This is a genomic window from Flagellimonas sp. 2504JD1-5 (assembly GCF_053618295.1).
This window is the reverse complement of the sequence record NZ_JBSIOU010000002.1, coordinates 980,658-1,006,180: the sequence shown is the minus strand read 5'-3', so window position 1 is coordinate 1,006,180 and position 25,523 is coordinate 980,658. Positions and strand designations below refer to the sequence as shown.

Annotated in this window: 24 protein-coding genes; 14 read left to right on the top strand and 10 right to left on the bottom strand. The window is 39.0% G+C overall.

Annotated elements, in window-relative coordinates; genetic code table 11:
* Positions 1–119 precede the first annotated feature (119 nt).
* Genes ACULLG_RS14025 through ACULLG_RS14015 form a run of 3 tightly spaced genes read right to left on the bottom strand, consistent with a single transcriptional unit; the run spans position 120 to position 3,125 of the window.
* A complete protein-coding gene (locus tag ACULLG_RS14025; protein ID WP_452127426.1) occupies positions 120–566 on the bottom strand; it encodes a Fur family transcriptional regulator in 447 nt (148 codons plus the stop codon).
* Between the two features lie 6 nt (positions 567–572).
* On the bottom strand, positions 573–2,756 hold the full coding sequence (locus tag ACULLG_RS14020; protein WP_452127425.1) for a TonB-dependent receptor: 2,184 nt from the start codon (positions 2,754–2,756) through the stop codon (positions 573–575).
* 54 nt (positions 2,757–2,810) lie between these two features.
* Positions 2,811–3,125: a DUF6660 family protein gene (locus tag ACULLG_RS14015; protein ID WP_452127424.1), complete on the bottom strand. Its 315-nt coding sequence runs from the start codon at positions 3,123–3,125 to the stop codon at positions 2,811–2,813.
* A 574-nt stretch (positions 3,126–3,699) separates the two neighbouring features.
* Between ACULLG_RS14015 and trxB the strand changes: the two genes are divergently transcribed.
* Positions 3,700–4,668, top strand: a complete 969-nt coding sequence (trxB, locus tag ACULLG_RS14010) for a thioredoxin-disulfide reductase (protein ID WP_452127423.1) — start codon at positions 3,700–3,702, stop codon at positions 4,666–4,668.
* 68 nt (positions 4,669–4,736) lie between these two features.
* Here trxB and ACULLG_RS14005 read toward each other — a convergent pair whose 3' ends face one another.
* The 5 genes from ACULLG_RS14005 to ACULLG_RS13985 form a co-directional block, all read right to left on the bottom strand.
* Positions 4,737–5,186 carry a hypothetical protein gene (locus ACULLG_RS14005; protein ID WP_452127422.1) on the bottom strand — a complete coding sequence of 150 codons (450 nt, stop codon included), beginning with the start codon at positions 5,184–5,186 and terminating at the stop codon, positions 4,737–4,739.
* A 180-nt stretch (positions 5,187–5,366) separates the two neighbouring features.
* Positions 5,367–6,089 (bottom strand): head GIN domain-containing protein, encoded by a 723-nt coding sequence (locus ACULLG_RS14000; RefSeq protein WP_452127421.1) that lies wholly within the window; start codon positions 6,087–6,089, stop codon positions 5,367–5,369.
* A gap of 86 nt (positions 6,090–6,175) precedes the next feature.
* Complete coding sequence (locus ACULLG_RS13995) at positions 6,176–7,909, bottom strand: PspC domain-containing protein (protein ID WP_452127420.1); 1,734 nt, start codon at positions 7,907–7,909, stop codon at positions 6,176–6,178.
* A 9-nt stretch (positions 7,910–7,918) separates the two neighbouring features.
* A complete protein-coding gene (locus ACULLG_RS13990) occupies positions 7,919–8,248 on the bottom strand; it encodes a PadR family transcriptional regulator (RefSeq protein WP_452127419.1) in 330 nt (109 codons plus the stop codon).
* A gap of 165 nt (positions 8,249–8,413) precedes the next feature.
* The gene (locus ACULLG_RS13985) at positions 8,414–8,896 is read right to left on the bottom strand and encodes a DUF4870 domain-containing protein (RefSeq protein ID WP_452127418.1); all 483 of its coding nucleotides are present in this window, start codon (positions 8,894–8,896) and stop codon (positions 8,414–8,416) included.
* Positions 8,897–9,064: 168 nt separating this feature from the next.
* Between ACULLG_RS13985 and ACULLG_RS13980 the strand changes: the two genes are divergently transcribed.
* The 7 genes from ACULLG_RS13980 (at position 9,065) to ACULLG_RS13950 (ending at position 14,658) form a co-directional block, all read left to right on the top strand.
* Complete coding sequence (locus tag ACULLG_RS13980; protein WP_452127417.1) at positions 9,065–9,517, top strand: DUF4442 domain-containing protein; 453 nt, start codon at positions 9,065–9,067, stop codon at positions 9,515–9,517.
* Between the two features lie 87 nt (positions 9,518–9,604).
* Entirely contained in the window at positions 9,605–11,194 is a 1,590-nt protein-coding gene (locus ACULLG_RS13975; protein ID WP_452127416.1) for an outer membrane protein assembly factor BamB family protein, read from the top strand.
* Between the two features lie 119 nt (positions 11,195–11,313).
* Entirely contained in the window at positions 11,314–11,643 is a 330-nt protein-coding gene (locus ACULLG_RS13970; RefSeq protein WP_452127415.1) for a YegP family protein, read from the top strand.
* 136 nt (positions 11,644–11,779) lie between these two features.
* The gene (locus ACULLG_RS13965; RefSeq protein WP_452127414.1) at positions 11,780–12,577 is read left to right on the top strand and encodes a TIGR00266 family protein; all 798 of its coding nucleotides are present in this window, start codon (positions 11,780–11,782) and stop codon (positions 12,575–12,577) included.
* Between the two features lie 112 nt (positions 12,578–12,689).
* Positions 12,690–13,343, top strand: coding sequence for a DUF2461 domain-containing protein (locus tag ACULLG_RS13960; RefSeq protein WP_452127413.1), 654 nt, complete (start codon positions 12,690–12,692; stop codon positions 13,341–13,343).
* Positions 13,344–13,533: 190 nt separating this feature from the next.
* Positions 13,534–14,118 carry an NUDIX domain-containing protein gene (locus ACULLG_RS13955; RefSeq protein ID WP_452127412.1) on the top strand — a complete coding sequence of 195 codons (585 nt, stop codon included), beginning with the start codon at positions 13,534–13,536 and terminating at the stop codon, positions 14,116–14,118.
* 21 nt (positions 14,119–14,139) lie between these two features.
* Complete coding sequence (locus ACULLG_RS13950) at positions 14,140–14,658, top strand: peptide-methionine (S)-S-oxide reductase (RefSeq protein ID WP_452127411.1); 519 nt, start codon at positions 14,140–14,142, stop codon at positions 14,656–14,658.
* On the opposite strand, the gene ACULLG_RS13945 is transcribed toward ACULLG_RS13950, so the two are convergent.
* Positions 14,633–15,829 (bottom strand): D-alanyl-D-alanine carboxypeptidase, encoded by a 1,197-nt coding sequence (locus ACULLG_RS13945; protein ID WP_452127410.1) that lies wholly within the window; start codon positions 15,827–15,829, stop codon positions 14,633–14,635. The two genes, ACULLG_RS13950 and ACULLG_RS13945, sit on opposite strands and share 26 nt — an antisense overlap.
* A gap of 208 nt (positions 15,830–16,037) precedes the next feature.
* Here ACULLG_RS13945 and ACULLG_RS13940 point away from each other — a divergent pair, with 208 nt between their 5' ends.
* Positions 16,038–16,235: a hypothetical protein gene (locus tag ACULLG_RS13940; protein WP_452127409.1), complete on the top strand. Its 198-nt coding sequence runs from the start codon at positions 16,038–16,040 to the stop codon at positions 16,233–16,235.
* Between the two features lie 36 nt (positions 16,236–16,271).
* Here the strand turns inward: ACULLG_RS13940 and ACULLG_RS13935 are convergent, their stop codons facing one another.
* The gene (locus tag ACULLG_RS13935; RefSeq protein ID WP_452127408.1) at positions 16,272–17,213 is read right to left on the bottom strand and encodes a LysR substrate-binding domain-containing protein; all 942 of its coding nucleotides are present in this window, start codon (positions 17,211–17,213) and stop codon (positions 16,272–16,274) included.
* Between the two features lie 170 nt (positions 17,214–17,383).
* Between ACULLG_RS13935 and ACULLG_RS13930 the strand changes: the two genes are divergently transcribed.
* From ACULLG_RS13930 to ACULLG_RS13910, 5 genes are all read left to right on the top strand, one after another.
* Entirely contained in the window at positions 17,384–19,234 is a 1,851-nt protein-coding gene (locus ACULLG_RS13930) for a sigma 54-interacting transcriptional regulator (RefSeq protein WP_452127407.1), read from the top strand.
* Positions 19,235–19,410: 176 nt separating this feature from the next.
* Positions 19,411–19,965 carry an OsmC family protein gene (locus ACULLG_RS13925; protein ID WP_452127406.1) on the top strand — a complete coding sequence of 185 codons (555 nt, stop codon included), beginning with the start codon at positions 19,411–19,413 and terminating at the stop codon, positions 19,963–19,965.
* A gap of 69 nt (positions 19,966–20,034) precedes the next feature.
* Complete coding sequence (locus tag ACULLG_RS13920; protein ID WP_452127405.1) at positions 20,035–23,505, top strand: 4Fe-4S binding protein; 3,471 nt, start codon at positions 20,035–20,037, stop codon at positions 23,503–23,505.
* Positions 23,506–23,664: 159 nt separating this feature from the next.
* Entirely contained in the window at positions 23,665–23,898 is a 234-nt protein-coding gene (locus ACULLG_RS13915) for a hypothetical protein (RefSeq protein WP_452127404.1), read from the top strand.
* A gap of 191 nt (positions 23,899–24,089) precedes the next feature.
* On the top strand, positions 24,090–25,523 hold the full coding sequence (locus ACULLG_RS13910; protein WP_452127403.1) for an adenylate/guanylate cyclase domain-containing protein: 1,434 nt from the start codon (positions 24,090–24,092) through the stop codon (positions 25,521–25,523).

Here is a 25,523-nt window from a genome sequence, read left to right as displayed (position 1 = left end):
TGCCTTTGGTTGATAATTATATATGGAGGAATTTTTCTTTAAAACCACTTTTCCTTGTTAGGTGATGAACCTACAACCATTCATTGTTAGATATCTCAAAACTAACCAAATAATAGAATCTACAAACTTGAACTACAATTCTTGTCAATTTTGTGAAAACAACTTGGGCACCGCCCTTTGACCAACAGATTCATGTTTTCGGGCATATAACCATTAGGTAAATTTATTGTGGGGATCTTATGATTGGTCAAGCAAAGTGTTTCGCCACATTTTGTACAATGAAAATGTAGGTGCAGATCTTTTCCCGGTACACAGTTGCAATTTTCTTCACAAAGTGCATAGTTGGCAACGCCTGTTCCATTATCAATTTGATGTACCACTCCCTTTTTTTCAAAAAGTTTTATAGTACGATATACCGTTGTGCGGTCCGCCATATCGAAAGAATTTTCAATGGCGTTCAATGTTTTGGCCGTTTTACTGTTAGCTAAAAACCTTAAAACCAGCATTCGCATTGCCGTGGGTCGTATGCCACGATTTTTCAATACGTTATCCAATTGAACCTCCATATCCGATCAGTGATTTTGTTTGTTGCCAAATGGTTTTAAAATTAACCCAGCGCTGACTATTATACCATCTGTTGGAGCGTAGATTTCTGGAAATGTTGGATTTTCATGAGGAGGTAATACCAAAGGGGAGAATCTACTTTGTCTACGATCTGTGAAATTTTCGAAATTCACAAAAATACTTCCCCAATCAAAATTTCGGATTGCCAACAGTCCCATCGTTACAAAATCTGTGGTTTCGGTATTGTCGGACAGAAGTTGTTTACCGGTATAATAAGTTTCATAACCAATACGCCATTTTGGTGATTCGAACATAAAAACACTGCCAAAATTGTGCTTTGCGGTTAGTGGTTTTTGTGGATTTCCAGGCAAATAGTTTAACCTTGTATCGATGAGTGCGTAGTTCAAAAACCATCTAAAATCTTTATAAGTAAACTTTATATTGGTTTCAGCTCCCTTGCTTGTGACATTTCCATCGGCATTTATAAATTGAAACAATTGAGCATCAATGGGATTAAGTAAAAGTCCATTTTTAATTGCCGTGAGATAAAACAACTGATTGATTGAAAAGCTAGTTTGCTCCGACAATTTTGTTTGAAAGTTGAAATCGAGATTCACGCCATAAGAACGCTCTGCTTCCAAGGCATTTTTGTCAATTGGAAGAATATTGTTAAAGTTGATAAATGAAGCTTCCTCGGTAAATATATCCGGGATTTTATATCCCAACCCACCGCCAATTCTGCTGGAAAAGTTGAAACCTGTTTTGAACAACAACGAAATTCGCGGTAGGGCAAAAAAGCCCCAATCCTTTGTATAGTCTGTCCGTAGTCCGGTTTCCAGAATACAATTATCGGAAATGTCGTAAATATTGTTCACAAAAAAACCTGTGGTTACATCCTTTTGATCCCTTTCCAGGGATTCGGTATCTTCAGTAAAATTGGTGGTGTAAAGATTGGCACCAAATACCCAATCCAATTTATCCGACCGGTTATTCAAGGAGATTTCGGAAAAGGAATTCCATTGTTTGCCCGAAAAGGTTAAATCTGGTATATCAAGACTTCTATCAAAAAATGAAATACTATTTTTTGCGATAAATGTTCGAGAAGCGTCAAATTGGGTTTCAAAAACCGCCTGACTACTTATTCGTTTGGAACTGTTCTTTTCGGAATATTGGTGTATTCCGTTTTGACCATTCTCTATTCGAGATATGTCTCCACCGTGCCGATTATCCAAAGTCCCGTTGATACCAAACCAGAAAGTGGTTTTATTCGAGGGATAAAAAAATAACTTGGGATTTAAGGAAAATGTGGTTGTTTCTGGTAGATTGCTAAAACCATCATCTTCCGGGTCGTATACCTTTTGATAATGGGCAGAACCATAAACGGTCCAACCCATTTTGCCTCTTTTTTCTCCATAAAATATGTTCCCTGTACTTCCCCCTGCATGAGTTTGAGTTAACATAAGATCTAATTGGGGTTCTTCTTCAGGTACTTTAGAAATCAAATTGACCAGACCTGCAATGGCACCACCCCCGTAAAGTGTGGACGAACTCCCCTTTATAATCTCAAATTGGCGCAGGTCCAATGGCGGAATTTGCAAAATACTCAGACCACTTGAAAAACCTCCATACAAGGGAAAACCATCTCGAAGCAACTGTGTATAACGCCCGTCCAAACCTTGTATTCGAATATTGCTGCTACCACTGCTCAGAGATGTCTGCTGCATTTGGATTCCAGTACTTTCACGAAGTACCATAGAAATGTTGGCTGGATTCATGGCGACTTTTTCTCCCAACTCCTCCAGACCGATATATTCTATCCGGGTGGGTATCTTTTGAATGGTACGTGTGCTTCGCGATGATTGTAAAACAACTTCTTCAAGGACATTCGCACTTTCTTTTAAGTAAAAAACCATTTGGTTTTCGGATGGAACTTTGATGATGCTATTTAAGGTTTCAAAACCTAAATAAGAAATTGTCAATTCGTGATTCCCCGTTTCTAGATTTTCCAAGACGGCCACGCCATCAAAATTGGTTGTTGCACCAACATTTAAATTGGCCAAATAGACGGTTGCACCCAATAAAGGTTCTTGCTCCTGTTCAGTAAGTACTTTTATTTGAACAGTATGTTTTTGGGCTGTGGATAATCCACAAATAGTAAGCATAAGCCACAGGCTTATTATATTTTTTTTCATTGAAATGTATTTTTTTGACTCGTAATTTTTTGGAAGAATATCCCGATGAAAAGATCAGCCAAAAAATCGCGGAGGTTGAAACAGGGAATGCGAAACTTCTTGAATAAAGCCGGCTTCATTCCCGTACACTTCTGAGGAATAGGTAATGTGTATTGAGGATATACTTTCATGGTCAATAGGAAATACAGGAATGTGACAGCATTGACATTGACAAAAAGGAGAACAAAGGTGACTGGAATCATGATCATGACCGTTATCGGCACAATTGACTTCTATCTTCGTTATCTCCGATGAAGAATCAGAATCACCACAAGGAAGTAGGTTCAGGGATAAAAAATATACAGATAATATGATCAATGTCCATTTCACGCAGTAAAGATAATCCAAAACAAATGCAACTGTGTTGCAAAAACAAAGACTGGCAAAAAAAGCATATCATATTTGCTGCTCCTTTTAATATTATAAGTGTTTTGTAAGATCAAGGAATATGGACAGACTAATTTATGATCGTGAATTCAAATGACCCATCCATTGTCAAGAACACCCCATTGATTAATTGGGAAGCCTTTATCGTATGTTTCCATAGTAAGTTTACCCCGAATTGATGATAGGTCATTTAATTCAGGAAATAACCTCCATATAAAATGAGATTAGGGGTAATTGTAGGGAATACTTACCTGTGCTTAACCTAAAGGTCTTGTTTAATGAGGTTTCCGTTGCGCCAAGGGGTTTTGAGGTTGAGCCTCTTGGTTGTAACGGTTTTATAACCTCATAATAACAATAATTAACTTAGCCTACCATAATAACAAAAGAGTCATTGATCCAATGGCTCTTTTCTTTTTACCGGTCATGGGGTGTTGGTAAGTCCTAATAAACCAAGTGTAAGTTTTTGTGCAAAAAACCTACTTTTGTAGAACTAAAACATAAGAGTAGATTTTTAATTATGTCAGAAGAGATAGAGAGAATAAAAACATTGATCATAGGATCCGGCCCCGCAGGTTATACAGCGGCAATTTATGCGTCAAGAGCTGATCTAAAACCCGTGATGTACACTGGAATGGAACCTGGAGGACAATTGACCACGACGACAGAAGTGGACAACTTTCCTGGATACCCTGAAGGGATTGATGGACCAACAATGATGGTACAATTGCAGCAACAAGCAGAACGCTTTGGAACAGAGGTGAGGATTGGCATGGTGACCGCGGTAGATTTTAGTGACGAGGTTGGCGGAATTCATAAAGTTACAGTCGATGATAGTAAACAGATTGAAGCGGAGATCGTGATTATTTCTACTGGAGCCACAGCAAAATACCTTAACATTCCAAGTGAACAACGCTTAAGGGGTGGAGGCGTTTCCGCATGTGCCGTTTGCGATGGTTTCTTTTATAAAGGACAAGATGTTGCCATAGTTGGAGCGGGCGATACAGCTGCAGAAGAAGCTTCTTACCTAGCAAATATTTGCACAAAAGTGACCATGTTGGTACGGAAAGACCATATGAGGGCATCAAAAGCCATGCAACACAGAGTAAATAGCTTGGACAATATTGAAATACGTTATAACACAGAAGTGGATGAGGTACTCGGAGATCAGGTAGTTGAGGGTTTACGAATTGTGAACAATCAAACTGGGGAAAAGGAGGAAATCTCCATAACTGGACTTTTTATAGCTATTGGACACAAACCAAATACCGATATTTTTAAGGGACAACTGGATATGGATGAAACTGGGTATGTCATTACTGAAGGAAAATCCACAAAAACCAATAAGCCAGGAGTTTTTGCCAGCGGAGATGTTCAGGATAAGGAGTATCGTCAGGCGGTTACTGCTGCTGGAACAGGGTGTATGGCCGCTCTGGATGCTGAACGTTACTTGGCATCGGTAGAAAGTAAGGAGACTGTGGTTTCTTAAACGAATCACACATATTTATATTAAAAAAGGCACCTGTTTGGTGCCTTTTTTTTTAATGGAGTGCTAATTCAATCTATCCGTTTATAGTTTTCTGAAAAAGTACGATTACCCTCTTCATCAAAACTAATTTGACTGTAAGTATCGTTGGTCATTTCCAATTCAAACCGAAACACTCTTAGGGTATCAAGTGCAGACATCATTGAACCTGAACCATATTCCAAAGTTTCGATAAGAGAATCTGAGGTGATTCTGTACGTACCATATCCAAACCATTCCAACGAATCTTTTGGAGCGTGCCTACTCCACATGATTTTACCATTGTAATACATTTTTACCTGTCGATAACCTTCTGCGGTAGGGACCGTATCCGAAATATTGACACCGTCGTCGTAGTTATAAAAGCTTTGCAGTTCCCAGGTTCCTTCAATGGAGTGCATTGATTCTGGCATTGGAGAAGCAAATTTCGTCGCAGAAATCAAAATGAGCATCAACAAGGCCAATCCAAAATTTTTTTTCATGGCGATATGTGTTTAGAGTTATAGTTTCCTTTCCTCTAATAAGATACAATTTTTTTGTTAAATGATTAAGTGACAGGTACTTTAATGTTTGTTATGCATTAGGAAATAATAACATAAAAAAAAGACCTGGAAGTTACCAGGCCCTTAATTCTCCCCAATGGGATATTTTGATTGTTCATTTTAGTATTTGTGCACGCTTCCAGAAACAGATTTTTTTGTCTGTACACTGGCTTCACCTGAATAACGAATGTCTGCTCCACTGCTGGCATCTGCAACCAGGGATTCCGAAACATTTACAGAAATGTCCGCTCCACTACTGGCATCGGCATTACATTTTTTGGTAAATAGCTCACGAGCTCTAATATCCGCTCCACTACTGGCATCGGCATACAAGCTATTTGCTTTACCGGAGATTTTAATTCCGGCTCCGCTACTGGCATCGGCAGACACTTCCTCGGCAACTAGTTCAACCCTTAAATCAGAGCCACTGCTGGCGTCCAAGTCAATTTTCTTGGACTCAATTACATTTTGGGCAATAAGGTCGGCACCACTTGAACTTTTAAGCCCAGTAATCTCTGGCATGGAAACATATATTTTCTTAGTGGCCCTACCGATATTTTCTATGGCATGGATACGAAGTTTTCCGTCCCTGATATCAGTTCCAATTAAATCGATGATATTTTCATCTGCTTCAACCGATATTTTAAAATCGGAATCCTGGGTAACATACACATCCAGACCTTCGGATGCTGATACCACTGTAAAATCTTCGGTAACTTTGCGGCTTTCCTCAACTACTTCACCATTTCCTTTTTTACCATTGCCAAAATTGACATCCATAATACAGGAGGAGGCAAATACTGCCAAGATAAATGCGATTGCTATTCGTGCTAGTGTTGTCATGATTGTTGTTTTTTATGATTGATTAAAATTCGTTTTTAGATTGTTTTTTACATAGTAAAGGTTTCCGAACTGTTGAATTCGGATACTCAATTGTTATTTTTCTCTTCTGCTTTTATTTCCAGTCCGTCTTCATCAATTTTCATTTTAAAACTGTCTGCTCCATCCTCAACATTGATGTCGATGCCATTTTTATCAATAATTATGGTTCCTTCCTCTTCATTATCTTGCTGGATTTCTTCTTCAGGGCAATCCTGGCATTTAAGTTCACCATCTTCACCCATGATCCATGTATATTCCACAATTCCACTTCGGTAGAGGTCTCTATCATTACGAATGCCTCGGCCAATGTGCCCCTTGGTGGATTCTTCAAAAGAGATGACCTTACCTTCGGGGATGTAAATGGTTGTGGTAACCTCCTGGTTTCGCGCCTTATTGGAAGGGGAGGTGGTCAAGAACTCATCTAAAACCACCTCATTTTCCGTAAGCTCGTAGCCATAATTTATTTGTTTGGCCCTTTCCCTTGCGGCCAGGGTGCTGCTACCGTGGGAATCTTTTCTAATATTGAGTTTGACATAACCGTCATCAGACTTTCTAATTTTGATATCCACATCGTCCGAAATCAACATGCGATTGTCGTTTTCGTCATAGGTGAAGGTCATTCTTCCAAAATGGATATCTTCCATTCCATGATCATAATCAGAGTCCTTCATCCTAATTGTCAAGGTATCCGATTGCTCCGCCATCACCATTTGATCCTTAATATTTACGCTACCCACATGTGTGAACTCGGCAGCCTGCCTTACGCCAAGGGCGAACAATGTTCCAACTGAGATCAACCATAATCCGAGCAGCGAGAATTTGGCAATATTCCCTATTGACTTCAGATTATTTACCAAAATCTTGAGACCTAAGTACAACAAGAAGAAAAATGGAATACCAAATGCCAAGAATAACAGTATTGATACAAGCCATACTGGTGCTCCGGTAGTTCCAACAATTTCATAAAAATCGACTCCTGGTAGGTTTACCGCATCGAACATACCCACAGTGAACATGGCCACAAATAACCCAATTAGGGTAGAGGCACCAACAATGATCAGGATAATGCCAATGAATTTTCCAAATATTTTAAAAAGAAACATGATAATCTCACCAATGGTGTCAAAAAAGGTCTTGGAGCTGCTTTTAACCTTGTTGCCCACTTTTTCGTAGTCAACATTTTTAATACTGTCGGCAACATCATCAAACCCCTCTTTTACTTTGCGTTCTATATTGCTGATGTTGATGGGCTCTCCCGACATATCCAGTTTTTGGGAGGTGGTTGCCGCCTCAGGCACCAAAATCCAAAGTAGGATGTAGGCAATTAAACCGAAACCGGTGAATACGGCCAATAGAATGAATATCAAACGAATCCATAGCGCGTCCAACCCTAAATAGTGTTCCAAACCGGAACATACCCCGCCAATGTACTTTTGGTCCATGTCGCGGTACAACTTTTTTGATTTTCGGGTGGTTTGCTTATGGGTTTTTCTAGGTTCGTCTTCAAAAATATCCTCATCAACCATGTAATCTTCTGGTTGTCCCATTACATTGATTACTGCGTCGACTTCTTTTTCGGTGATTACCTGTCGCTCGTTCTCCATTTTTTCCAAAAAGAGTTCGGCAATCCTCGCTTCGATGTCGGCAATGATCTCATCACTGCCCGGAGTGCCCGAAAAGGAGCGTTTTAAAGATTCCAGATAACGTTTAAGCTTGTTAAAAGCAGTATCGTCTATATGGAAGAGCGTGTTTGCTAAATTTATATTTACTGTCTTGTTCATTTCTTGATTTTATTTTGTGTTGGTTACCAGATTAACTGCGCTTCTAAGTTCATCCCAGGTGCCGTTGAGTTCGTTAAGGAACAAGCGCCCTGTTTCGGTAAGTGCATAATATTTTCGTGGCGGCCCCGAAGTGGATTCTTCCCAACGATAGTTGAGTAACCCAGCATTCTTCAGCCTTGTAAGTAGAGGGTAAATGGTACCTTCCACCACCAGCATCTTAGCGTCTTTAAGGGCCCCGAGAATTTCTGATGCATATTTATCCTTATCCCTTAATATGGAAAGAATGCAATACTCCAAAACCCCTTTGCGCATTTGTGCTTTTGTGTTTTCTATATTCATAATTGCATAGTTCTATTTAATTAACTGTTCGTTTTTGTTTCCCTTTGCTCCCCTGTGATGAGCAGGGGAGTGGAAACGGTTTTTTGATTGATTGTGATTGATGCTACTTCGTTTTTTGATGCTTCGACTGTGCTCAGCACAGGTTGATGAATAAACTCCTATTTTTTATTTGATGAATTTTATAGTGAATGGATATTTAAAAGTTTCGCCCTCATTAGTTCTTATAGTTGCCAAAATGGTATAAACAATGTTAATGATCACCAATGCAACTTGTAACAATCCGGTAATTCCGACAGGCAAGAAAAAACGTCCAAACTTGAAATCATCACTGCTGATGTGTATGTTCAGGTTGTTCAAATCGCTTAATCTATGAAAGTCAAAAAAATTCCAATCGAATAGGTTTGGTAAGAAACCCATAAAAAAAGGTATGCTTATAATACCCACAATAATGGAATATAATAACAGGCTAATTTGAAAATTGAGCGCCTGTTTACCGTTATAGTCTACAAATTGATACTCTTTCTTGTTCGCGGTCCACAAAATCAATGGGAGTATAAAATTCCCAAAGGGAATAAAGTACTTTGAAAAGGTGGATGCGTGTATGATCGCAGACAAATTTCTTTCGTGTTTGGTTAATGTTGTTGCCATTTTTAATTGATGATTTTAACTGTAAAAAGGGTTTACCTATTAGCTTACGATGCAAATATATATCCAAAAGATGGTACTATGCAAAACAAAGTACTAAATATTAACAATTATTTAACATATTGAGAATGTAATTATTTTAGGTATTTTTAGCAGATATATATGACATACATGGCTTTAAAACCTAGTAAATTCAATACGTTCACCTTCTTTAAACTTCCTGCGGCATGGTGGTGCGGGGTAAGACTCAAACATATCGATAACCAAAAAGCGGTTACTTCGGTAAAGTACCGATGGTTCAATCAAAATCCATTTAACTCCATGTTTTGGGCGGTTCAAGGCATGGCCGCAGAGTTGAGTACCGGAGCCATGGTCATCTCCCAAATCAAAAAAAGCGGTAAAAGAATATCGATGTTGGTGGCGAATAACAATGCAACCTTCACAAAAAAAGCTACCGGAAGAATTACATTTACCAGCGAGGATGGTCATCTGATTCAAGAAGCCATTAAAAAAACCATTGAAACCGGTGAGGGGCAAACCTTTTGGATGAAATCTGTCGGAATGAACGAAGATGGAATTCCGGTATCCACCTTCAATTTTGAGTGGACCGTAAAAATTAAGTAGAAATAGTGTTTTTATAGGTCAATTTAGTATTGGCATCTTTATGGTTTATACGCTTTATTGCATTTGTTCCATCAACTGCATATAAAAATGATTCACAACAAAATTAAAACACACCTATTTTTCATTTCATTGTTTTTTTGTGTTTCCATATCTGCACAAAGAGAAAATAATTGGCCCCAACCAGCCGGACCCAACGGAGATTGGACAATGACCACTCAAGATAAGGTTCCTACAGATTTTAGTGTAACAATAGGGAAAAACATTCTATGGAAAACCGAATTGCCCGAAGGGGGGCAAAGTGGTATTGCGATATGGAATAACCACATATTCCTTACCGTAATGAAACCCATATATCAAATAGAGGAGGGAAAAGGGATTAAAGGTTCCAGTGTGCTTGCCTTGTGCATAGATGCTAAAGGAGGTGATATTATTTGGCAAAAAGAACTCAAAGGAAGCGTTGATAGTGAATACATGTATGGTTTCAGTGATTCGTCCACACCAGGACCGGTTACCGACGGAAAGCATGTTTGGTTTTATAATGCCAGTGGCAATCTAAGCTGTTTTGATTTTGAAGGCAATTTAATTTGGGAAAGAACTTGGAATCCGGTCGAGGAGTTGGATGGAACCCATTTTCCATTCAACAAGCAATTTGAACCCTTTATAATTGATGACTTAATCATCAACATGGAAACCTATTGGGAAAAAGATGGGCGAAGAACTTATGGCTGGAACTATCTCTATGGCATAGATAAAAGTACAGGTAAGACGGTCTGGATTTCGGAGGATGGACTAACCCATTACAACACCCCATTTCTTTCCAAAACAAGAAAGGGTAAATATGCTATAATGATTGGTAGGGGAGGGCACCATGGTGTGCCAGAAACACCAAAAGGATACTCCCTTGTAGATACGGAAACAGGAAAAACCATTTGGCAATACAAAGCAGATGAGGGCATGGCCCTGTATCACGCTACTTGGAACCGGGATTATGTTGTATGGTATACCGAAAGCCAAAATGAGGTACATATTGTAGATCCCGAAACTGGTATACTTCAAAAAAAAGTATCGTTAACTTCAAATACTGATATAACAAAGTACGATTCCAAAAGCGGAAAATATACAACCCGAAATAATGTGGATCTGCAAAAAGATTGGGGTTTAACTGTATTCCCGGCTTGGTACACTAATATTATCGTAAACAACAAACTCTTTTTTCTGTGTTTCAAAGAAGGGCAATATCGAAGGAATATTGGTCCGAAATACACCATTGCAAGGATTGATCTGGAAACAGGGAAGGCTGCCTATTTGGAAGTACCGGTCCAAGTAGATTTTAATGATGGGGTCAAATCTTATCTATGGAATACAGAGTTCAGCACAGAAACTTTAAATGTTCGTGGATTGGATGTGTCCAACGATAAAAGATCCCGAAGGGATGGCTGGCATTGGAATTTTAACGGTAACCCAATCGTGGTGAACGGAAAAATATTTTTTAGCACCATGTTGGGTGTGGTTTATTGTATTGACGCTACTACCCAATCTTTCGATGAGAGCGCTTTCATTAGTTTAAACGACCTTGGCCGCCAAGGACAAACCTGGTCTGTAAACACCCCTTCCTTCTCCAAAGGAAAATTATATCATAGAACCTTAAAACACCTAATTTGTATTGGCGAAAGGTAACTGAATAGATTTTTTTGGGCCAACCCATATAAAATAAGACCTAAACTTCATATCTTAGGGCAATTACTATTTTTTAGTAATTTCACCATTAACAGTAATTAATAGAAAACTAAGCACACATGGGAAAATTTGAAATTAAATCCACTAGTTCGGGTAAAACAATGTTTAATCTAAAGGCCGGAAATGGACAAGTAATTTTGACCAGTCAGTCATATGCAAGCATGGATGGATGCAAAAATGGTATCGAATCTGTTCGCACCAACTCTCAAGATGATGGTCGCTTTGAGCGCAAAACAGCCAAAGACGGAAGTCCTTTCTTCACATTGAATGCGGCCAATGGGCAAGTTATAGGAAAAAGTGAAATGTACACATCCACTTCGGCCATGGAAAATGGCATAGCTTCCGTAAAGAAAAATGCCCCTGATGCAGATGTAGAGGATAATTCTTAAGACCTCTAACGAAATTATAACATCCGAAGGATGTAACAGAACTCAAGCAGCCAAATTGGCTGCTTTTTTTGTGCTGAATTCTGTAACAGAAACTAGAAACCATCAACTAACAAGTATCAACAAAAAACTATAAAAAATGAACGCACACGAAATAGACTATACAATTTATGGGGAAGAGATGCAATATGTAGAAATTGAACTCGACCCCCAAGAAGCTGTTGTGGCCGAAGCCGGTAGCTTTATGATGATGGATACCGATATTAAAATGGATACCATTTTTGGTGATGGCTCAGGTCAAGTCTCCGGGGTATTGGGTAAATTATTCTCTGCCGGAAAGCGATTGCTGACCGGGGAAAGTCTGTTTATGACCGCTTTTTTAAATATTGGCCAAGGTAAAAAAAAGGCGAGCTTTGCCTCTCCTTATCCTGGTAAAATATTGCCCATAGACCTCTCCGAAAAAGGAGGCAAGTTCATCTGTCAGAAAGATGCATTCCTCTGTGCTGCCAAAGGGGTGTCGGTCGGCATCGAATTCTCTAAACGTCTTGGGCGGGGATTGTTTGGTGGTGAAGGTTTTATTATGCAAAAATTGGAAGGGGATGGAATGGCCTTTGTACATGCTGGAGGGACCATGGCAAAAAAAGAGTTGGCACCCGGTGAAGTTTTAAAAGTAGATACAGGTTGTATTGTTGGCTTTTCACAAACCGTTGATTATGATATTGAATTTGTAGGCGGCATCAAAAACACCGTGTTTGGTGGCGAAGGACTCTTTTTTGCTACCCTCCGTGGCCCTGGCACCGTTTATGTGCAATCATTGCCATTTAGCCGATTGGCCGGCAGAGTGCTGGCTGCTGTTCCAAGAGGGGGAAAAGACAAAGGCGAAGGAAGTATTCTTGGTGGTTTGGGCGATATTGTGATGGGGGATAATCGATTTTGAAGTACGAGCTACGAAAACGAAGTAGAAAATAAAAATCAATGGCATTATTGAAGTATGGAAATAATGGATTGATACTTTGTATTTCTAATTTTGTATTTTTTACTTTCGACCCATGAATTTCAAAGATCTTTTCAACTTTCTCACCCAACTTCAACAAAACAATAATAAGGAATGGATGGACGCCAACAGAAAGTGGTATAGGTCCCTTCGATATGACTTTATCCTTTGGTTGGATGATTTGGACCTGATCATGGCCGAACTGCATCAGGATTACTATCCCACCCCTGGCAAGAATGGTATCAACAGGATCAACAACAACTTAATGTTCCATCCGCATAAACCTATTTATAAAGACCATTTTGGGGCAGGATTGGACAAGGCACCGAAATCGGCCGATTTTTATATTGAGATTGGATTGAAACAATGTTTGTTGGCCGGTGGCTTCTGGCGACCTGAACCAAAAATCTTACGTAGTTTGCGTGATGGAATTGATTATAACGGCGAGGAATTACAGGAAATTTTGAACAAACCTTCCTTTAAAAAACGTTTTGGCGGACTTTACGAAGATGAAAAATTGACCAATGCGCCCAAAGGATTTTCCAATGACCATCCCTACATTGATTTATTGCGAAACAAAACCTTTGCTGTGGAATGTGAATTGGGTCGAGAGGAAGTTTTTCAATCGAATTTTAAGGAAAAAATAAAAGAAATCTATTTAGAAATGCTACCATTTAGACAATATTTGAACAATGCTGCCTCAGTTTAATTTTGTAATCAGTAATCAGTAATCAGTAATCAGTAATCAGTAATCAGTTGGCGATTTTATGTGTAATTAGTATTTTCCTAAACCCTAAACCCTAAACCCTAAACCCTAAACCCTAAACCCTAAACCCTAAACCCTAAACCCTAAACCCTAAACCCTAAACCCTAAACCCTAAACCCTAAACCCATCAGCAATGAAATACGGAAACGTAAGAAATATCAAAAAAGAACTTTTGTCTGACAATTGGTATTCTTTGAACAAAGTATCTTTTGAATATCAAAGGGAAGATGGAGAATGGGAAGAACAAGCCCGCGAAGCTTATGACCGAGGGAATGGGGCGGTGATTTTACTGTACAACAAATCCAAAGGAAGTGTTGTGCTGACACGGCAGTTTCGAATGCCTACCTATTTGAATGGCAATGCCGATGGAATGATGATCGAGGCTTGCGCAGGAATATTGGAAAAAGGAAATGCCGAACAGACTATAAAAATGGAAGTGGAGGAGGAGACTGGCTACAAAATTGACCGGGTAAAAAAGGTTTTTGAATCATATATGTCTCCTGGCTCGGTTACCGAAATACTCTATTTTTTTATTGGTCAATATGAAGATGCTATGCGGATTAGCGAAGGAGGAGGTTCTTCTGAAGAAACTGAAAATATTGAGGTTATGGAAATGCCTTTTTCCGAAGCTTTAAATATGATGGAGACCGGAGAGATACGCGATGCTAAAACCATAATGTTGTTGCAGTGGGCACAAATCAATACGTTATTCGAATAAGATTTTAACGACCAATGGAAAATGAATATTTCCAAAATTGCATTGGGAGGCGGTTGTCATTGGTGCACCGAAGCTGTTTTTTTATCACTTAGGGGAGTACAAAAAGTTAAGCAAGGTTTCGTTTCCATTAAAGAAGAGAAAAACGGTTTTTCGGAAGCCGTAGTGATTACGTACGATAGGACTATTATTTCAATGATGGACTTAATTCAGGTTCACTTGCACACCCACAAAAGCACTTCCGCACATTCGTTTAGGAATAAGTATAGGTCAGCGATTTATGTCTATTCAGAAGAAGATTTTAAACAGGCCACTTCAATTTTAAATGAGCTGCAATCCGATTTTGAACAAGAATTGGTTACCAAAGTCCACTACTTTGCCAAATTCAAGCCATCTGAAGAACAGTTTCACAATTACTATTATTCAAATCCAGAAAAACCTTTTTGCGAAACGTATATTTCACCCAAACTCAAAACCATACTCAGCAAGTTTGGCAATTTGGCCAACAGGGAAAAAATCAATGCTTCTCGTGAAGGGATTTAAGTAGGGCATACATTTGTGAACGAACTTCACTGCCAGGTATTCGAAAATGATTGTTCATAAAACTAAAAATCAAAACTTTTCCCGATTTGGTTTTAAGGTAACCGCTGAGGTTATAGTTATTTCCGAAGGAACCTGATTTGGCAAAAATAAACGGAGCTATATCTGGGTTTTTCCATTTTGAAACCGTTCCTGTGGCATCCCAATTTGGAAATATGTCGAACAATCGTTTCTCATCAATTTCTTGATATAATTTTTGAAGGATTTGCACAAAAGATTCTGGTGTAAATAAGTTATACCGCGATAATCCAGAACCATCCACCCAACGAGGGGGGTGTTTCAAAAAAGAAAGCTCACTTTCAAGCATGTGATCAATGGCTCGTTGAATTCCTAACGTATCTGAAAGTGTGGACGAAGCCGTCATCATAATCTGTTCTGCCAAAAAATTATCACTAACATGCATCATTCTTTTATATATGGAGTCGGAAGGAATCCCATAAAGAATATCAGTTGCCCCGCTTGGTAAACTATCCAAGAGAGTTATTTCTTTTCCCAAAACCGATTCCAACAAGTTTTTGGTCAAGCCCTCATTTATTAGAAAAGGAACTTCAATGGTATCTTGCTGTTCTAAATGCATGTAAAATTGATTGTGGAACTCATCCCTACCGGTTGGCGAAGTTGTCACCTCAACACTATCCATAAAAATTGATGGAACGGTTTCCAGACTATCAATGTTGGACAGGGATACCACATTGCCGTAAAGGGGAAGCGGGCTTCTTTCTGCTGAAAAATAATAAGGGTAGTCTTCCCATGCCCATCCAGGGCCGAATCTTCCGTCCTCAAAGTTATCTAGGTACAGGGCAATATTTCTCCTTTGCTTTAAAAAATTGATACCTGTGCTGTCTTTGAAATAGGGGTGTAACCAAGAAGGGTCTCCCGTAGGTACAATAAAAACCGAATCGTTTTTCTCAATATACTTTAGGGTTGGAAACTGTTTGGGAATTATTTTTATACCTGCAAATAGGGTAACAATTTTGGTATTGCTCGCAGGAGTATAGTATCGGTCTCCATTTGTATTATATAGTACCTTATTGGTTTTGGAATCCATTACCACCAATCCATGAAAAGAATTCTTAAAAGCGCCCTCTTCTAATTGATTATTAAATTTTGACAAGCGTGAAGTAGAACAGCTAAAAAGAAGGAAAAATCCTGCTAATGACGTGAGCCTTAGATTTTTAACTACCTGATTATAGGCTAGGTACATTTTGTGGTTTGTCGAATTTAACACGAAATTATTTAATTTTTAACCTCATTTTGGTGAATTGAAGGTCTATTTTTTGTAATTTGGGGTACAACCTTTAAATCAAAATAATCAAATTTCTATGCCCAGAGCAATGTTAGATTACACCAAAACTATACTCTCAAAGGTAAGTTTTGATGCTAAACTCTTCGCTAAAGAATTGAAGAAAGCCGTTTCTAGGTTATTACCAAATGAAATCGAAGAACTCAAAATCTGGTTACAACAATTTATTTTGGACAAGCCAGAATTACAACCCACATTATTATTAATAAAAAAATAGAAAAGCCGCTTTAAGCGGCTTTTTGCTTTCTAACAATCAGTTTTTTCCAAGTGGACTTATAATTTCCACATCTTGGAATGCGATTGCACCCCTGACAATACTTGAAATCACCTCCTTTAAAGCCTCCGTAATCTGAATTTTTAATTCACTCTTGTGATAAATGAGACTTATTTCCCGCGCAGGAGAAGGTTTTTTAAAATGCTTTAAATGTTGTCTTTTCTTTTGATCTAATTCAAGCGTATTCAAATACGGAAGTAAGGTCATGCCCATACCCTCATCCGATAGGCTGACCAATGTTTCAAAACTGCCACTTTCAATTTTAAAGTGTTCCTGGTTCATATTTCTTGGCGATTGGCAAAGATTGATTACCCCATCCCTAAAGCAGTGCCCATCCTGAAGTAATAAAATATCATTGACCTGAAGATCCTCTGTGATAAGCTGCTCTTTTACAGAAAGTCTATGATTTTCGGGCACATAACCAATAAACGGTTCATAATATAATGGACGTTCTTTGATAAACTCTATCTCGAGCGGAGTGGCTGCAATTCCAGCGTCCAAATGTCCATCCAGAATATTTCTAATTAGCGCATCGGTAGGTTGTTCTTTAATAATCAAATTGACCTTGGGATACTTCTTAATAAAGGTCCCTAAAAACATGGGCAACAAAGTTGGCATCACTGTTGGAATTATGCCTATGGTAAAGTCCCCTCCAATAAACCCTTTGTCCTGGTCAACAATATCCTTGATGCGTTCCGCTTCCGCAACAATATTTTTGGCCTGGGCCACAATCTTTTTTCCAACTTCCGTGATAGAAATTGGCTTTTTGCTCCGGTCAAATATTAAAACATCCAACTCATCTTCAAGCTTTTGCACCTGCATACTCAATGTCGGTTGGGTCACAAAGCTTTTTTCTGCTGCAAGCGTAAAGTTTTTATATTCCGCCACCGCCAGAACATATTGCAATTGGGTAATTGTCATGTAGTATAGGTTTGTGAAATAAAAATATAAAAAACCATCAATTATATTTATAATTGATACAGAAAAGACTTGGGAAATTAATAAGTGGATATGCTTCGTTTCCGTAAACTTGGTCCGGTTAATTTCCAAATCTTTATATTTATTTACTGCTGAAAGACCAAAAGCTAGAAATGGCGACAACCGAACTAAATGATTTAGTGGATTTCCTTAAAAAGGTCCCTTTTTTTTCCGAAGTGGATAAAGCTTCGCTCCTGCAATTGTGTAAGGATGCCAAAACAGAGCGTTTTGAAAAAAATGACTGTATTATTCAAAAGGGAGCCATAGGCGATGGAATGTACGTTATACTGGACGGCAAGGTAAAAGTTCATGATCAAAGCCATGTTTACAGTACATTGTCACCAACTGATTGTTTTGGTGAGTATGCCCTAATTGATGAAGAACCAAGATCTGCCTCCGTTACGGCTATGAAGGAAACCTCCTTGCTAAAAATTCAACCTAAAAACTTTGTCGACCTTATAGCTACAGACAGGGGTTTTACGAAAGGGGTTTTATCCGTTTTGATCAAAAGACATCGGGAGTTGGATATTATCCAGGAAAGTCTGGCAGCCTCCAAAAAGGAAATCGAGTTGTCCAATTCCAAAATGTTGGGACTCATTGACGGGGCCATGGATGCCATTATCATGTTTGACAGCAGCTTTAAAATTGTATTGGCCAACGCTTCGGCAAACACCATTTTGGAAAATGATGATGTGATTAAACGCAACGTACTTTTCTTTTTGGATGAAGAAAGTGCGGATACATTGGAATCTTTGGTCAAATCACATTTAGATGGAAAAAACAATGGGATGAATACTTACCTTCCTACGGAAGTGAAAGTAATCGGTTCCAACGAAACCGAAACGCTGAATGAAGGGACCATAAGCTCATATGGTTCTGGAGATGAAACTTTTTATACATTGATTCTTAGGAATATCGATGATAGGGTATTGGCAGAAAGAAAAATAAACTCCCTCACCAATCAGACCCAATACTTAAAGGAAGAAATAAAACAACTGACCAACGATTATGGAATAATTGCCCAAGATCGAACCATGGCCAAAGTTTTGGATTTGGTCGAACAAGTTGCCAGCACCGAAGCCACGGTTTTAATTCAAGGAGAAACGGGGACGGGAAAGGAATTGGTGGCAAGGGCCATTCATAATTCGAGTGATAGAAGTGACAAACCGCTGATACGAATCAACTGCGGCGCAATCCCCGCCAATTTAATTGAAAGCGAACTTTTCGGTCATGAAAAGGGGGCATTCACTGGGGCAACAACTAGCCGAAAGGGAAGGTTTCTATTGGCGGATAAAGGAACCATATTTTTGGACGAAATTGGGGAACTACCTTTAGATTTACAGCCTAAGCTGCTACGCATAATCCAAGAAGGTGAATTTGACCCGGTTGGCAGTTCAGAAACCATTAAAGTGGATGTTAGAATCATTGCCGCTACCCATCGTGATTTATTGGAATTTTCAAAAACCGGAAAATTTAGGGAAGACCTCTATTATAGATTGAATGTATTTCCAATTATTGTTCCAGCATTAAAAGATAGGGGAGACGACGTCTGTTTGATTGCCGACAGAATGGTGAGGCAATTCTCCAAAAAAATGAACAAATATGTCGAGCCTCTATCCAATAACCAAAAGAAATTGTTTTTGGATTATGATTGGCCAGGGAACGTTAGGGAGCTTCAAAACTTAATTGAGCGTGCGATTATTGTTTCGAATAACGGACAAGTGAACTGGCAAACTATTATACCCCAGGAATCCTCAGAAGTGACAGCTTCGCAAGGTCCTGAATCAAATCGAGTACTTACTTCCAAAGAGATAATGGAATTGGAAAGGGAGAATATTCTTAGAGCATTACGACAAAGCAAATGGAAAATCTCTGGAGAAAATGGTGCAGCTAGCTTATTACAATTACGTCCTACAACCTTAACTTCCAAAATAAAGGCGCTGGGCATTGTACGTCCGGTGTAATTCACGAAATTTCATAAAAACACTAACGATATTTCGTTAAATAACGAAATATCGTTACTTTAAAACATACAAAATAAACATGTAATTAATTGATTTTTAAATAGTTATAATTTTTGGCACACCCAGTGCACTAATAAAGGCAAAACATAAAAATTAAACTTTTAAAAATTAAAACAATGATTACAACAGCAAACATTAAAAACGGAGTAAACGTAGATCAACTGGTAGACACCATCAATCACGTACAAGAAGATCCTTCTTTGGCAAAATTTGAATTTAGGGCTAAAACCAACTGGATAGATGGTGGTCACTGTGTAACCAGTATCAAAGATTGGTATGGTGTAGGTGCCGAACACACGGAGCGTAGCAAAGATGCTTTTACCATGGAAGCTGACCACGTGGAGCCTCTTTTAGGTAAAGATTTGGCACCTAACCCAGGAGAGATTGTATTACACGCCTTGGGTTCTTGTTTGACTGGAGCAATGGTTTATCATGCTGCTGCCAATGGAATTGACATTGAAGGTATGGAAGCTTCTTTAGAAGGTGGTGTCGATTTACACGGTTTCCTTGGTCTAGATCCTGAAGTAAGAAAAGGATACGACGGAATCAAAGTAAAGTTTAAAGTAAAATCCGATGCTTCTGAAGAACAATTGAGAGCTCTTTCACAATTCTCTCCAGTATTTGACATGCTTACCAATCCAACTCCGGTTTCTATCGAGTTCGAAAAGTAAAATTTGAAATAAGCCGCCCATTAATGGGCGGCTTATTCATTTTCCCAATTAATTTCCAGACTGAACAAAATGAAAAATCAGCATAACATATTAAATGGTAATCAAGCAGCAGCTCATATTGCATATAAGACCAATGAAGTTTGTGCCATTTATCCCATTACACCGGCATCTGAAATGTCAGAATTGGTCGAGGAGTGGAGTGCTGATCAACAAGAAAATGTTTTTGGTAATGTTCCCTCTGTATTTGAAATGCAGAGTGAGGCAGGTGTAGCTGGAGCAATGCATGGAGCATTGCAAACTGGTGCAATGGCAACCACATTTACGGCCTCTCAAGGCCTTTTGCTGATGCTGCCCAATATGTACAAAATTGCAGGTGAACTAACACCCAACGTGATTCACGTAGCTACCCGTTCCATTGCCACCCATGCTTTATCCGTTTTTGGTGATCATAGCGACATCATGGCCGCGAGAAATACAGGCTATGCCTTTTTAGGGTCTTCTTCCGTGCAAGAAGCTATGGATTTAGCCTTGATTGCACAAACGGCATCGCTGGCATCAAGAATTCCCTTCGTTCACTTTTTTGACGGATTCAGGACTTCACATGAATTGAACAAAATTGATATGGTGCCCGATCAGGTAATCAACGCAATGATCGACAAAGAACTTATAGGTGCCCACAGAAACAGGGCACTCAATCCAAATAAGCCTGTTATTAGAGGAACTTCTCAAGGTTCGGATGTGTTTTTTCAAAGTAGGGAAGCTGTGAATTCATATTACAATGCCTGCCCTGAAATTGTCCAGAATGAAATGGATAAATTTTTTGAATTTACGGGAAGACAATACAGACTTTTCGATTATGTAGGACACCCAAAAGCAGAGCAGGTTGTCATAGCTATGGCCTCATCTACAGAAACTATTGAAGAAACTATTAAAGATTTAAATGCTGCTGGCGAGCGTATCGGATTGATCAAAGTAAGGTTGTTTAGACCTTTTAGCACAGCAAACCTAATCAACAGTATTCCATTAACCTGCAAAAATATCGCGGTGCTAGACCGAACTAAGGAGCCAGGAGCTACAGGAGAACCACTTTATTTGGATGTGGTGCAATCTTTGTTTAAAGCTGCGGACAAGTTTGATAAACTTCCTGAAGTGGTAGGAGGTCGATACGGGTTGAGTTCCAAGGAATTTACACCTGCAATGGTAAAGGCCGTTGTGGACAATTTAAAAACAGAAAGACCTAAAAACAGTTTCACGATTGGAATCGAGGATGATGTTACCCATACCAGTTTAACTTATAACCAAGAACCTCAAAATGATAGCCAATATCACCAAGCCGTATTCTATCAAACAAAAACGGAGAAAACCACCAGTCATTTTAACAGATATCTGAAGTTACATGGCGGGGAACCAGGCACTTTTGTTCAAGGATATATTGAATGCGACTACAAAAAATCGAATTCAAGAAACGTTTCCCACTTACGAATTGCTCCAAAAAAAATCAAAGCCCCTTATTTAATAGCCAATGCGGATTTTGCAGGATGCGATTCCATTTCTTTTTTAAAAAAGGATTCCGTTTTAGAGCATATAAAATCCAATGGAAAAGTTTTGGTGTCTTCGGATTTGACCCCAGATGAATTTTGGAAAGAAATCCCATATGAAGAACAATCAAGCATACAAGCAAAAAAGCTGGAATTATTCATTGTGAATCTGAAAGAATTGCCAAGACTCATGGACATTGATGACCATTCAATCTCATTGTTCCACGTTTGTCATTTGGCTTTAACCAGCCAAGTATCAGATAATCCAAATCTGCATTTTGTGCAAAAGCATATTGAAAAAGTGGATACTTCAAAAATGTCATCAAAAAAATTACTTGTAGAAGATGATGCTTTTTCAAAAAGCTTGTTAGGCCAATTATTGGCTCAAAAGAGTAATGAAATTCCGGTAAGTGCCCTGCCTGTGGATGGTACCTTCGAGAGCAATACTTCTAAATTTAATATAAGAAAAGCCAACTCGGAACTTCCTGTCTGGAATACCGATTTATGCACGCAATGCGGAGTTTGCAGTATTGCTTGCCCACAAGGAGCACTCCGTATTAAGGCATATGACGAAGTGCACCTGATCCAATCACCAACCCATTTTAAATCTGTGGAATTTTTGGAAGACATGGAAGGTTTCGATTTGCTGAATTATACGGTACAGGTAAATCCCGCTCAATGTACTTCGTGCAATAACTGTGTAGATGCCTGTCCAGCTAAGGCCCTTGTAATGAACAATAGCCAATCTGAAATAAAGGAGGAAAAGGAAAATTGGGAATATTTCGAAACCATTCCCGAATTTGATAGAACAAAAATTGATGCAAGTAAAATAAGCCAACAGCAATTGCAAGAGCCACTTTTCAAATACGCCATGGGTGTTGATGGCTGTGGGGAAGCTCCCTATCTAAAATTGGCATCACAATTGTTTGGTGACCGAATGGTAGTGGCCAATGCGACAGGAGCCAGCTCAATTTTTGGCGGGGCATTGCCAACAACTCCCTGGTCCAAGGACCAAAAGGGGAGGGGACCTGCTTGGTCCAATTCATTGTTTGAGGATAATGCCGAATTTGGATTGGGCTTTCGATTGTCCATAGACCAACAAGAAGTTCAGACAAGAAATTTGCTCAAAAAACTAAAGGGTCAATTGGATACAGCATTGGTAGAGCATATTCTTACCGTCAAACAAGACACTGAAACTGAAATCGCTTTGCAAAGAGCTCGAATTGAAAAATTAAAGGAGTTACTTGATGCTTTGAGTTCTTCAGAAGCAGAACTTCTAAAGCAAAACCTTGATTGTTTGGTCAAAAAAAGTGTGTGGATCGTAGGTGGCGACGGTTGGGCTTACGATATTGGATATGGCGGATTAGATCATGTATTGGCTTCTGGTAAAAATGTAAATATTCTGGTATTGGATAATGAAGTCTATTCAAATACTGGAGGGCAAATGTCCAAGGCTACACCCTACGGCGCCTCTGCAAAATTTGCCGCCAAGGGAAAACAAAAACAAAAGAAAGATTTGGGTCTTTTAGCGATGAACTATGAAGATGTTTATGTCGCTTCTGTTTCCATCGGCGCTGACCAAGAACAAACATTAAAGGCATTTATAGAGGCAGAACAACACGATGGTCCATCATTGATCATTGCTTACTGTCATAGCCCTGCTCATGGCATTGACATGAAAAACCCCTCACAATATCATAAGGCCATGGTAGCTTCTGGGCAATGGTTACTTTATAGAAATGACCCTTCAAGAAAAGCAAATGGATTAAGCCCATTGCAATTGGATTCTAAAGTACCAACTCTTCCTATTTCAGAATATTTTAGAATGGAAAAACGCTTTGAAGCTCTTTTTGAAAACGATATCGATGCTTTTAACGCTATTATTGAGCGAGCGCAGAGGTATGTTGACCAGAGATTTTCAAATTATATGCTTCGAGAACGAATGGATAGCTTCGGACAGAGATTGGATATTCCCTTGGAACTTTCTGGGAAGTTTGGGTAGAAAAGTAAAATAACTACTTATCTATCAGAAAATCAATGATGTAACAGAAATTTATTATCTTTAATTTGTTCAGCACCTCCATGGTTTTCTTTCCCCCGTAGTTGAACAATTTCTTTGGATTCAAGGTTAAACAAATAACAATCTTAAAATAGTAGGATTATGAGAAAAGTAATTTTTTACGCAGGTATCTTTTTTTTAGTATTGATGGTTAGTAACTCTTGCAAGGCCCGCCCTGAAATAGGAGATGATTTGAATGCGTGTAGAAAGAATTGCAATACAGGAAGCTTGGATGGCGATACGGCCTGTTTGGATAGATGTAATTGCTACCATACCCATGATCAAAAACTTACCAAATGCAATGATGAATATGATGAGACAATAAGTACTGATTAGTTTTTTCAAATAACAAGTGTAAATTCAGAATATTGGTGTTGGTCCTATGCGTTGAAGATATCATCACGGGCAGTCCTCGTTTGGCGGTTTTAGTTTCTTCTAATCTTTGTAGAACCATGATACTTTCATGCCTATTTATTATTTTTTGGTAACTTCTAGTCCACATAACCAACACCTTTCCTTCCATTTTTATGAACTCTTTAATAACCAAAATAGGTAGCCTAGGATCTAGTGCTGAAGATAGTCAAGAGGTCCGTTTGCAGAAAACACTGTTAATGGTTCTTGCCGGAATAATGTCCGTTTTAGGTGTTATTTGGGGCAGTATGTATTTTTATTTTGATGAAATTGTAGCCGGTTCCATACCCATGTCCTATGGCGTTGTCTCCATGATTAGCATCGCAATTTTTGCCCAAACCAAGAGTATTACTTTTCTGCGTGTAAGCCAATTATTGTTTTGTCTTATTTTACCTTTTGCATTGATGGTATCCTTGGGAGGATATGCAGGATCTAGTGGAGTAATTATGTGGGCACTGACATCTCCTTTGGGAGCCTTGGTTTTTAAAGGACGAAAAGAAGCGATAAATTGGTTTTTGGCTTACGTTTTTCTTTTAGTGGTTGCTTTCTTTCTTGAGGGCAGATACCCTTACTCCAACAACCTTCCTGATTCAGTGATTCCTGTATTTTTTTTAATGAATATTGGAGGACTATCCATGATCACATTTGTACTGGTGCGTTATTTTATTGGTGAAAAAAACCTGGCATTGACCATCTTGGAAAATAAGCATCAATGGATAAAAGATGCTTTTTCAGCTTATATGTCTCCTAATTTAGTTGAGCATCTTATCAACAATCCCAGCGATCTAAAATTAGGCGGGGAACGCAGGGAATGTACCTTTATTTTCACCGATTTGGTCGGTTTCACCACTTTAGTGGAAAAATCCGACCCCGCAACATTGGTAACATCCCTTAACGAATATTTTGAAGGGATGACTGAAATTGTTTTCAAACATGAAGGGACAGTTTCTAAAATTGTGGGAGATGCAATTACCGTAATGTTTTCAGCTCCGGTAATACAGCAGGATCATGCCGCTAGAGCGGTGGCGTGTGCCATGGAAATGGATGAATATGCCGAACAGTTTGCTTTGGCTAAAAAGAAAGAAGGTGTTGATCTGGGACGCACACGGATAGGAGTGAACACTGGTGACGTGATCATTGGAAATATTGGAGGAAAAAACCAATTGGATTATAGGGCCTTGGGAGACGCAATTAACGTTGCTGCTCGCCTCGAGAGTGCCAACAAACAATTAGGCACAAGGGTATGCGTAAGCGAGACCACAGTAGAACAATGCCCTGATTTTAAGGGGAGACCCATAGGGTCTATTTTACTTAAGGGAAAATCGAAACCCGTAGCCACATATGAACCGTTAAGGGCGAATCAAATGAATACAGAGCATGCAAATGACTATTCGAGAGCTTTTGATTTTATGGGGAAAGATACCTTAAAAGCCATATCACAGCTAGAGAAAATTGTCACAAATCATCCGAAAGATACTTTGGCGGCATATCATTTGGGACGACTAAAATCAGGCAAGTCGGGCACTACTATTGTACTTCTTTGGAAGTAA

Coding starts and splice junctions, on each gene's coding strand:
- ACULLG_RS13915 (WP_452127404.1), top strand. CDS start 23,665: ATGAGAAAAGTAATTTTTTACGCAGGTATCTTTTTTTTAGTATTGATG.
- ACULLG_RS13965 (WP_452127414.1), top strand. CDS start 11,780: ATGAACGCACACGAAATAGACTATACAATTTATGGGGAAGAGATGCAA.
- ACULLG_RS13970 (WP_452127415.1), top strand. CDS start 11,314: ATGGGAAAATTTGAAATTAAATCCACTAGTTCGGGTAAAACAATGTTT.
- ACULLG_RS13990 (WP_452127419.1), bottom strand. CDS start 8,248: ATGAATATAGAAAACACAAAAGCACAAATGCGCAAAGGGGTTTTGGAG.
- ACULLG_RS13985 (WP_452127418.1), bottom strand. CDS start 8,896: ATGGCAACAACATTAACCAAACACGAAAGAAATTTGTCTGCGATCATA.
- trxB (WP_452127423.1), top strand. CDS start 3,700: ATGTCAGAAGAGATAGAGAGAATAAAAACATTGATCATAGGATCCGGC.
- ACULLG_RS13935 (WP_452127408.1), bottom strand. CDS start 17,213: ATGACAATTACCCAATTGCAATATGTTCTGGCGGTGGCGGAATATAAA.
- ACULLG_RS13950 (WP_452127411.1), top strand. CDS start 14,140: ATGAATATTTCCAAAATTGCATTGGGAGGCGGTTGTCATTGGTGCACC.
- ACULLG_RS13955 (WP_452127412.1), top strand. CDS start 13,534: ATGAAATACGGAAACGTAAGAAATATCAAAAAAGAACTTTTGTCTGAC.
- ACULLG_RS13960 (WP_452127413.1), top strand. CDS start 12,690: ATGAATTTCAAAGATCTTTTCAACTTTCTCACCCAACTTCAACAAAAC.
- ACULLG_RS13940 (WP_452127409.1), top strand. CDS start 16,038: ATGCCCAGAGCAATGTTAGATTACACCAAAACTATACTCTCAAAGGTA.
- ACULLG_RS13925 (WP_452127406.1), top strand. CDS start 19,411: ATGATTACAACAGCAAACATTAAAAACGGAGTAAACGTAGATCAACTG.
- ACULLG_RS13930 (WP_452127407.1), top strand. CDS start 17,384: ATGGCGACAACCGAACTAAATGATTTAGTGGATTTCCTTAAAAAGGTC.
- ACULLG_RS14005 (WP_452127422.1), bottom strand. CDS start 5,186: ATGAAAAAAAATTTTGGATTGGCCTTGTTGATGCTCATTTTGATTTCT.
- ACULLG_RS14020 (WP_452127425.1), bottom strand. CDS start 2,756: ATGAAAAAAAATATAATAAGCCTGTGGCTTATGCTTACTATTTGTGGA.
- ACULLG_RS13980 (WP_452127417.1), top strand. CDS start 9,065: ATGGCTTTAAAACCTAGTAAATTCAATACGTTCACCTTCTTTAAACTT.
- ACULLG_RS13995 (WP_452127420.1), bottom strand. CDS start 7,909: ATGAACAAGACAGTAAATATAAATTTAGCAAACACGCTCTTCCATATA.
- ACULLG_RS14000 (WP_452127421.1), bottom strand. CDS start 6,089: ATGACAACACTAGCACGAATAGCAATCGCATTTATCTTGGCAGTATTT.
- ACULLG_RS13920 (WP_452127405.1), top strand. CDS start 20,035: ATGAAAAATCAGCATAACATATTAAATGGTAATCAAGCAGCAGCTCAT.
- ACULLG_RS13910 (WP_452127403.1), top strand. CDS start 24,090: ATGAACTCTTTAATAACCAAAATAGGTAGCCTAGGATCTAGTGCTGAA.
- ACULLG_RS13975 (WP_452127416.1), top strand. CDS start 9,605: ATGATTCACAACAAAATTAAAACACACCTATTTTTCATTTCATTGTTT.
- ACULLG_RS14025 (WP_452127426.1), bottom strand. CDS start 566: ATGGAGGTTCAATTGGATAACGTATTGAAAAATCGTGGCATACGACCC.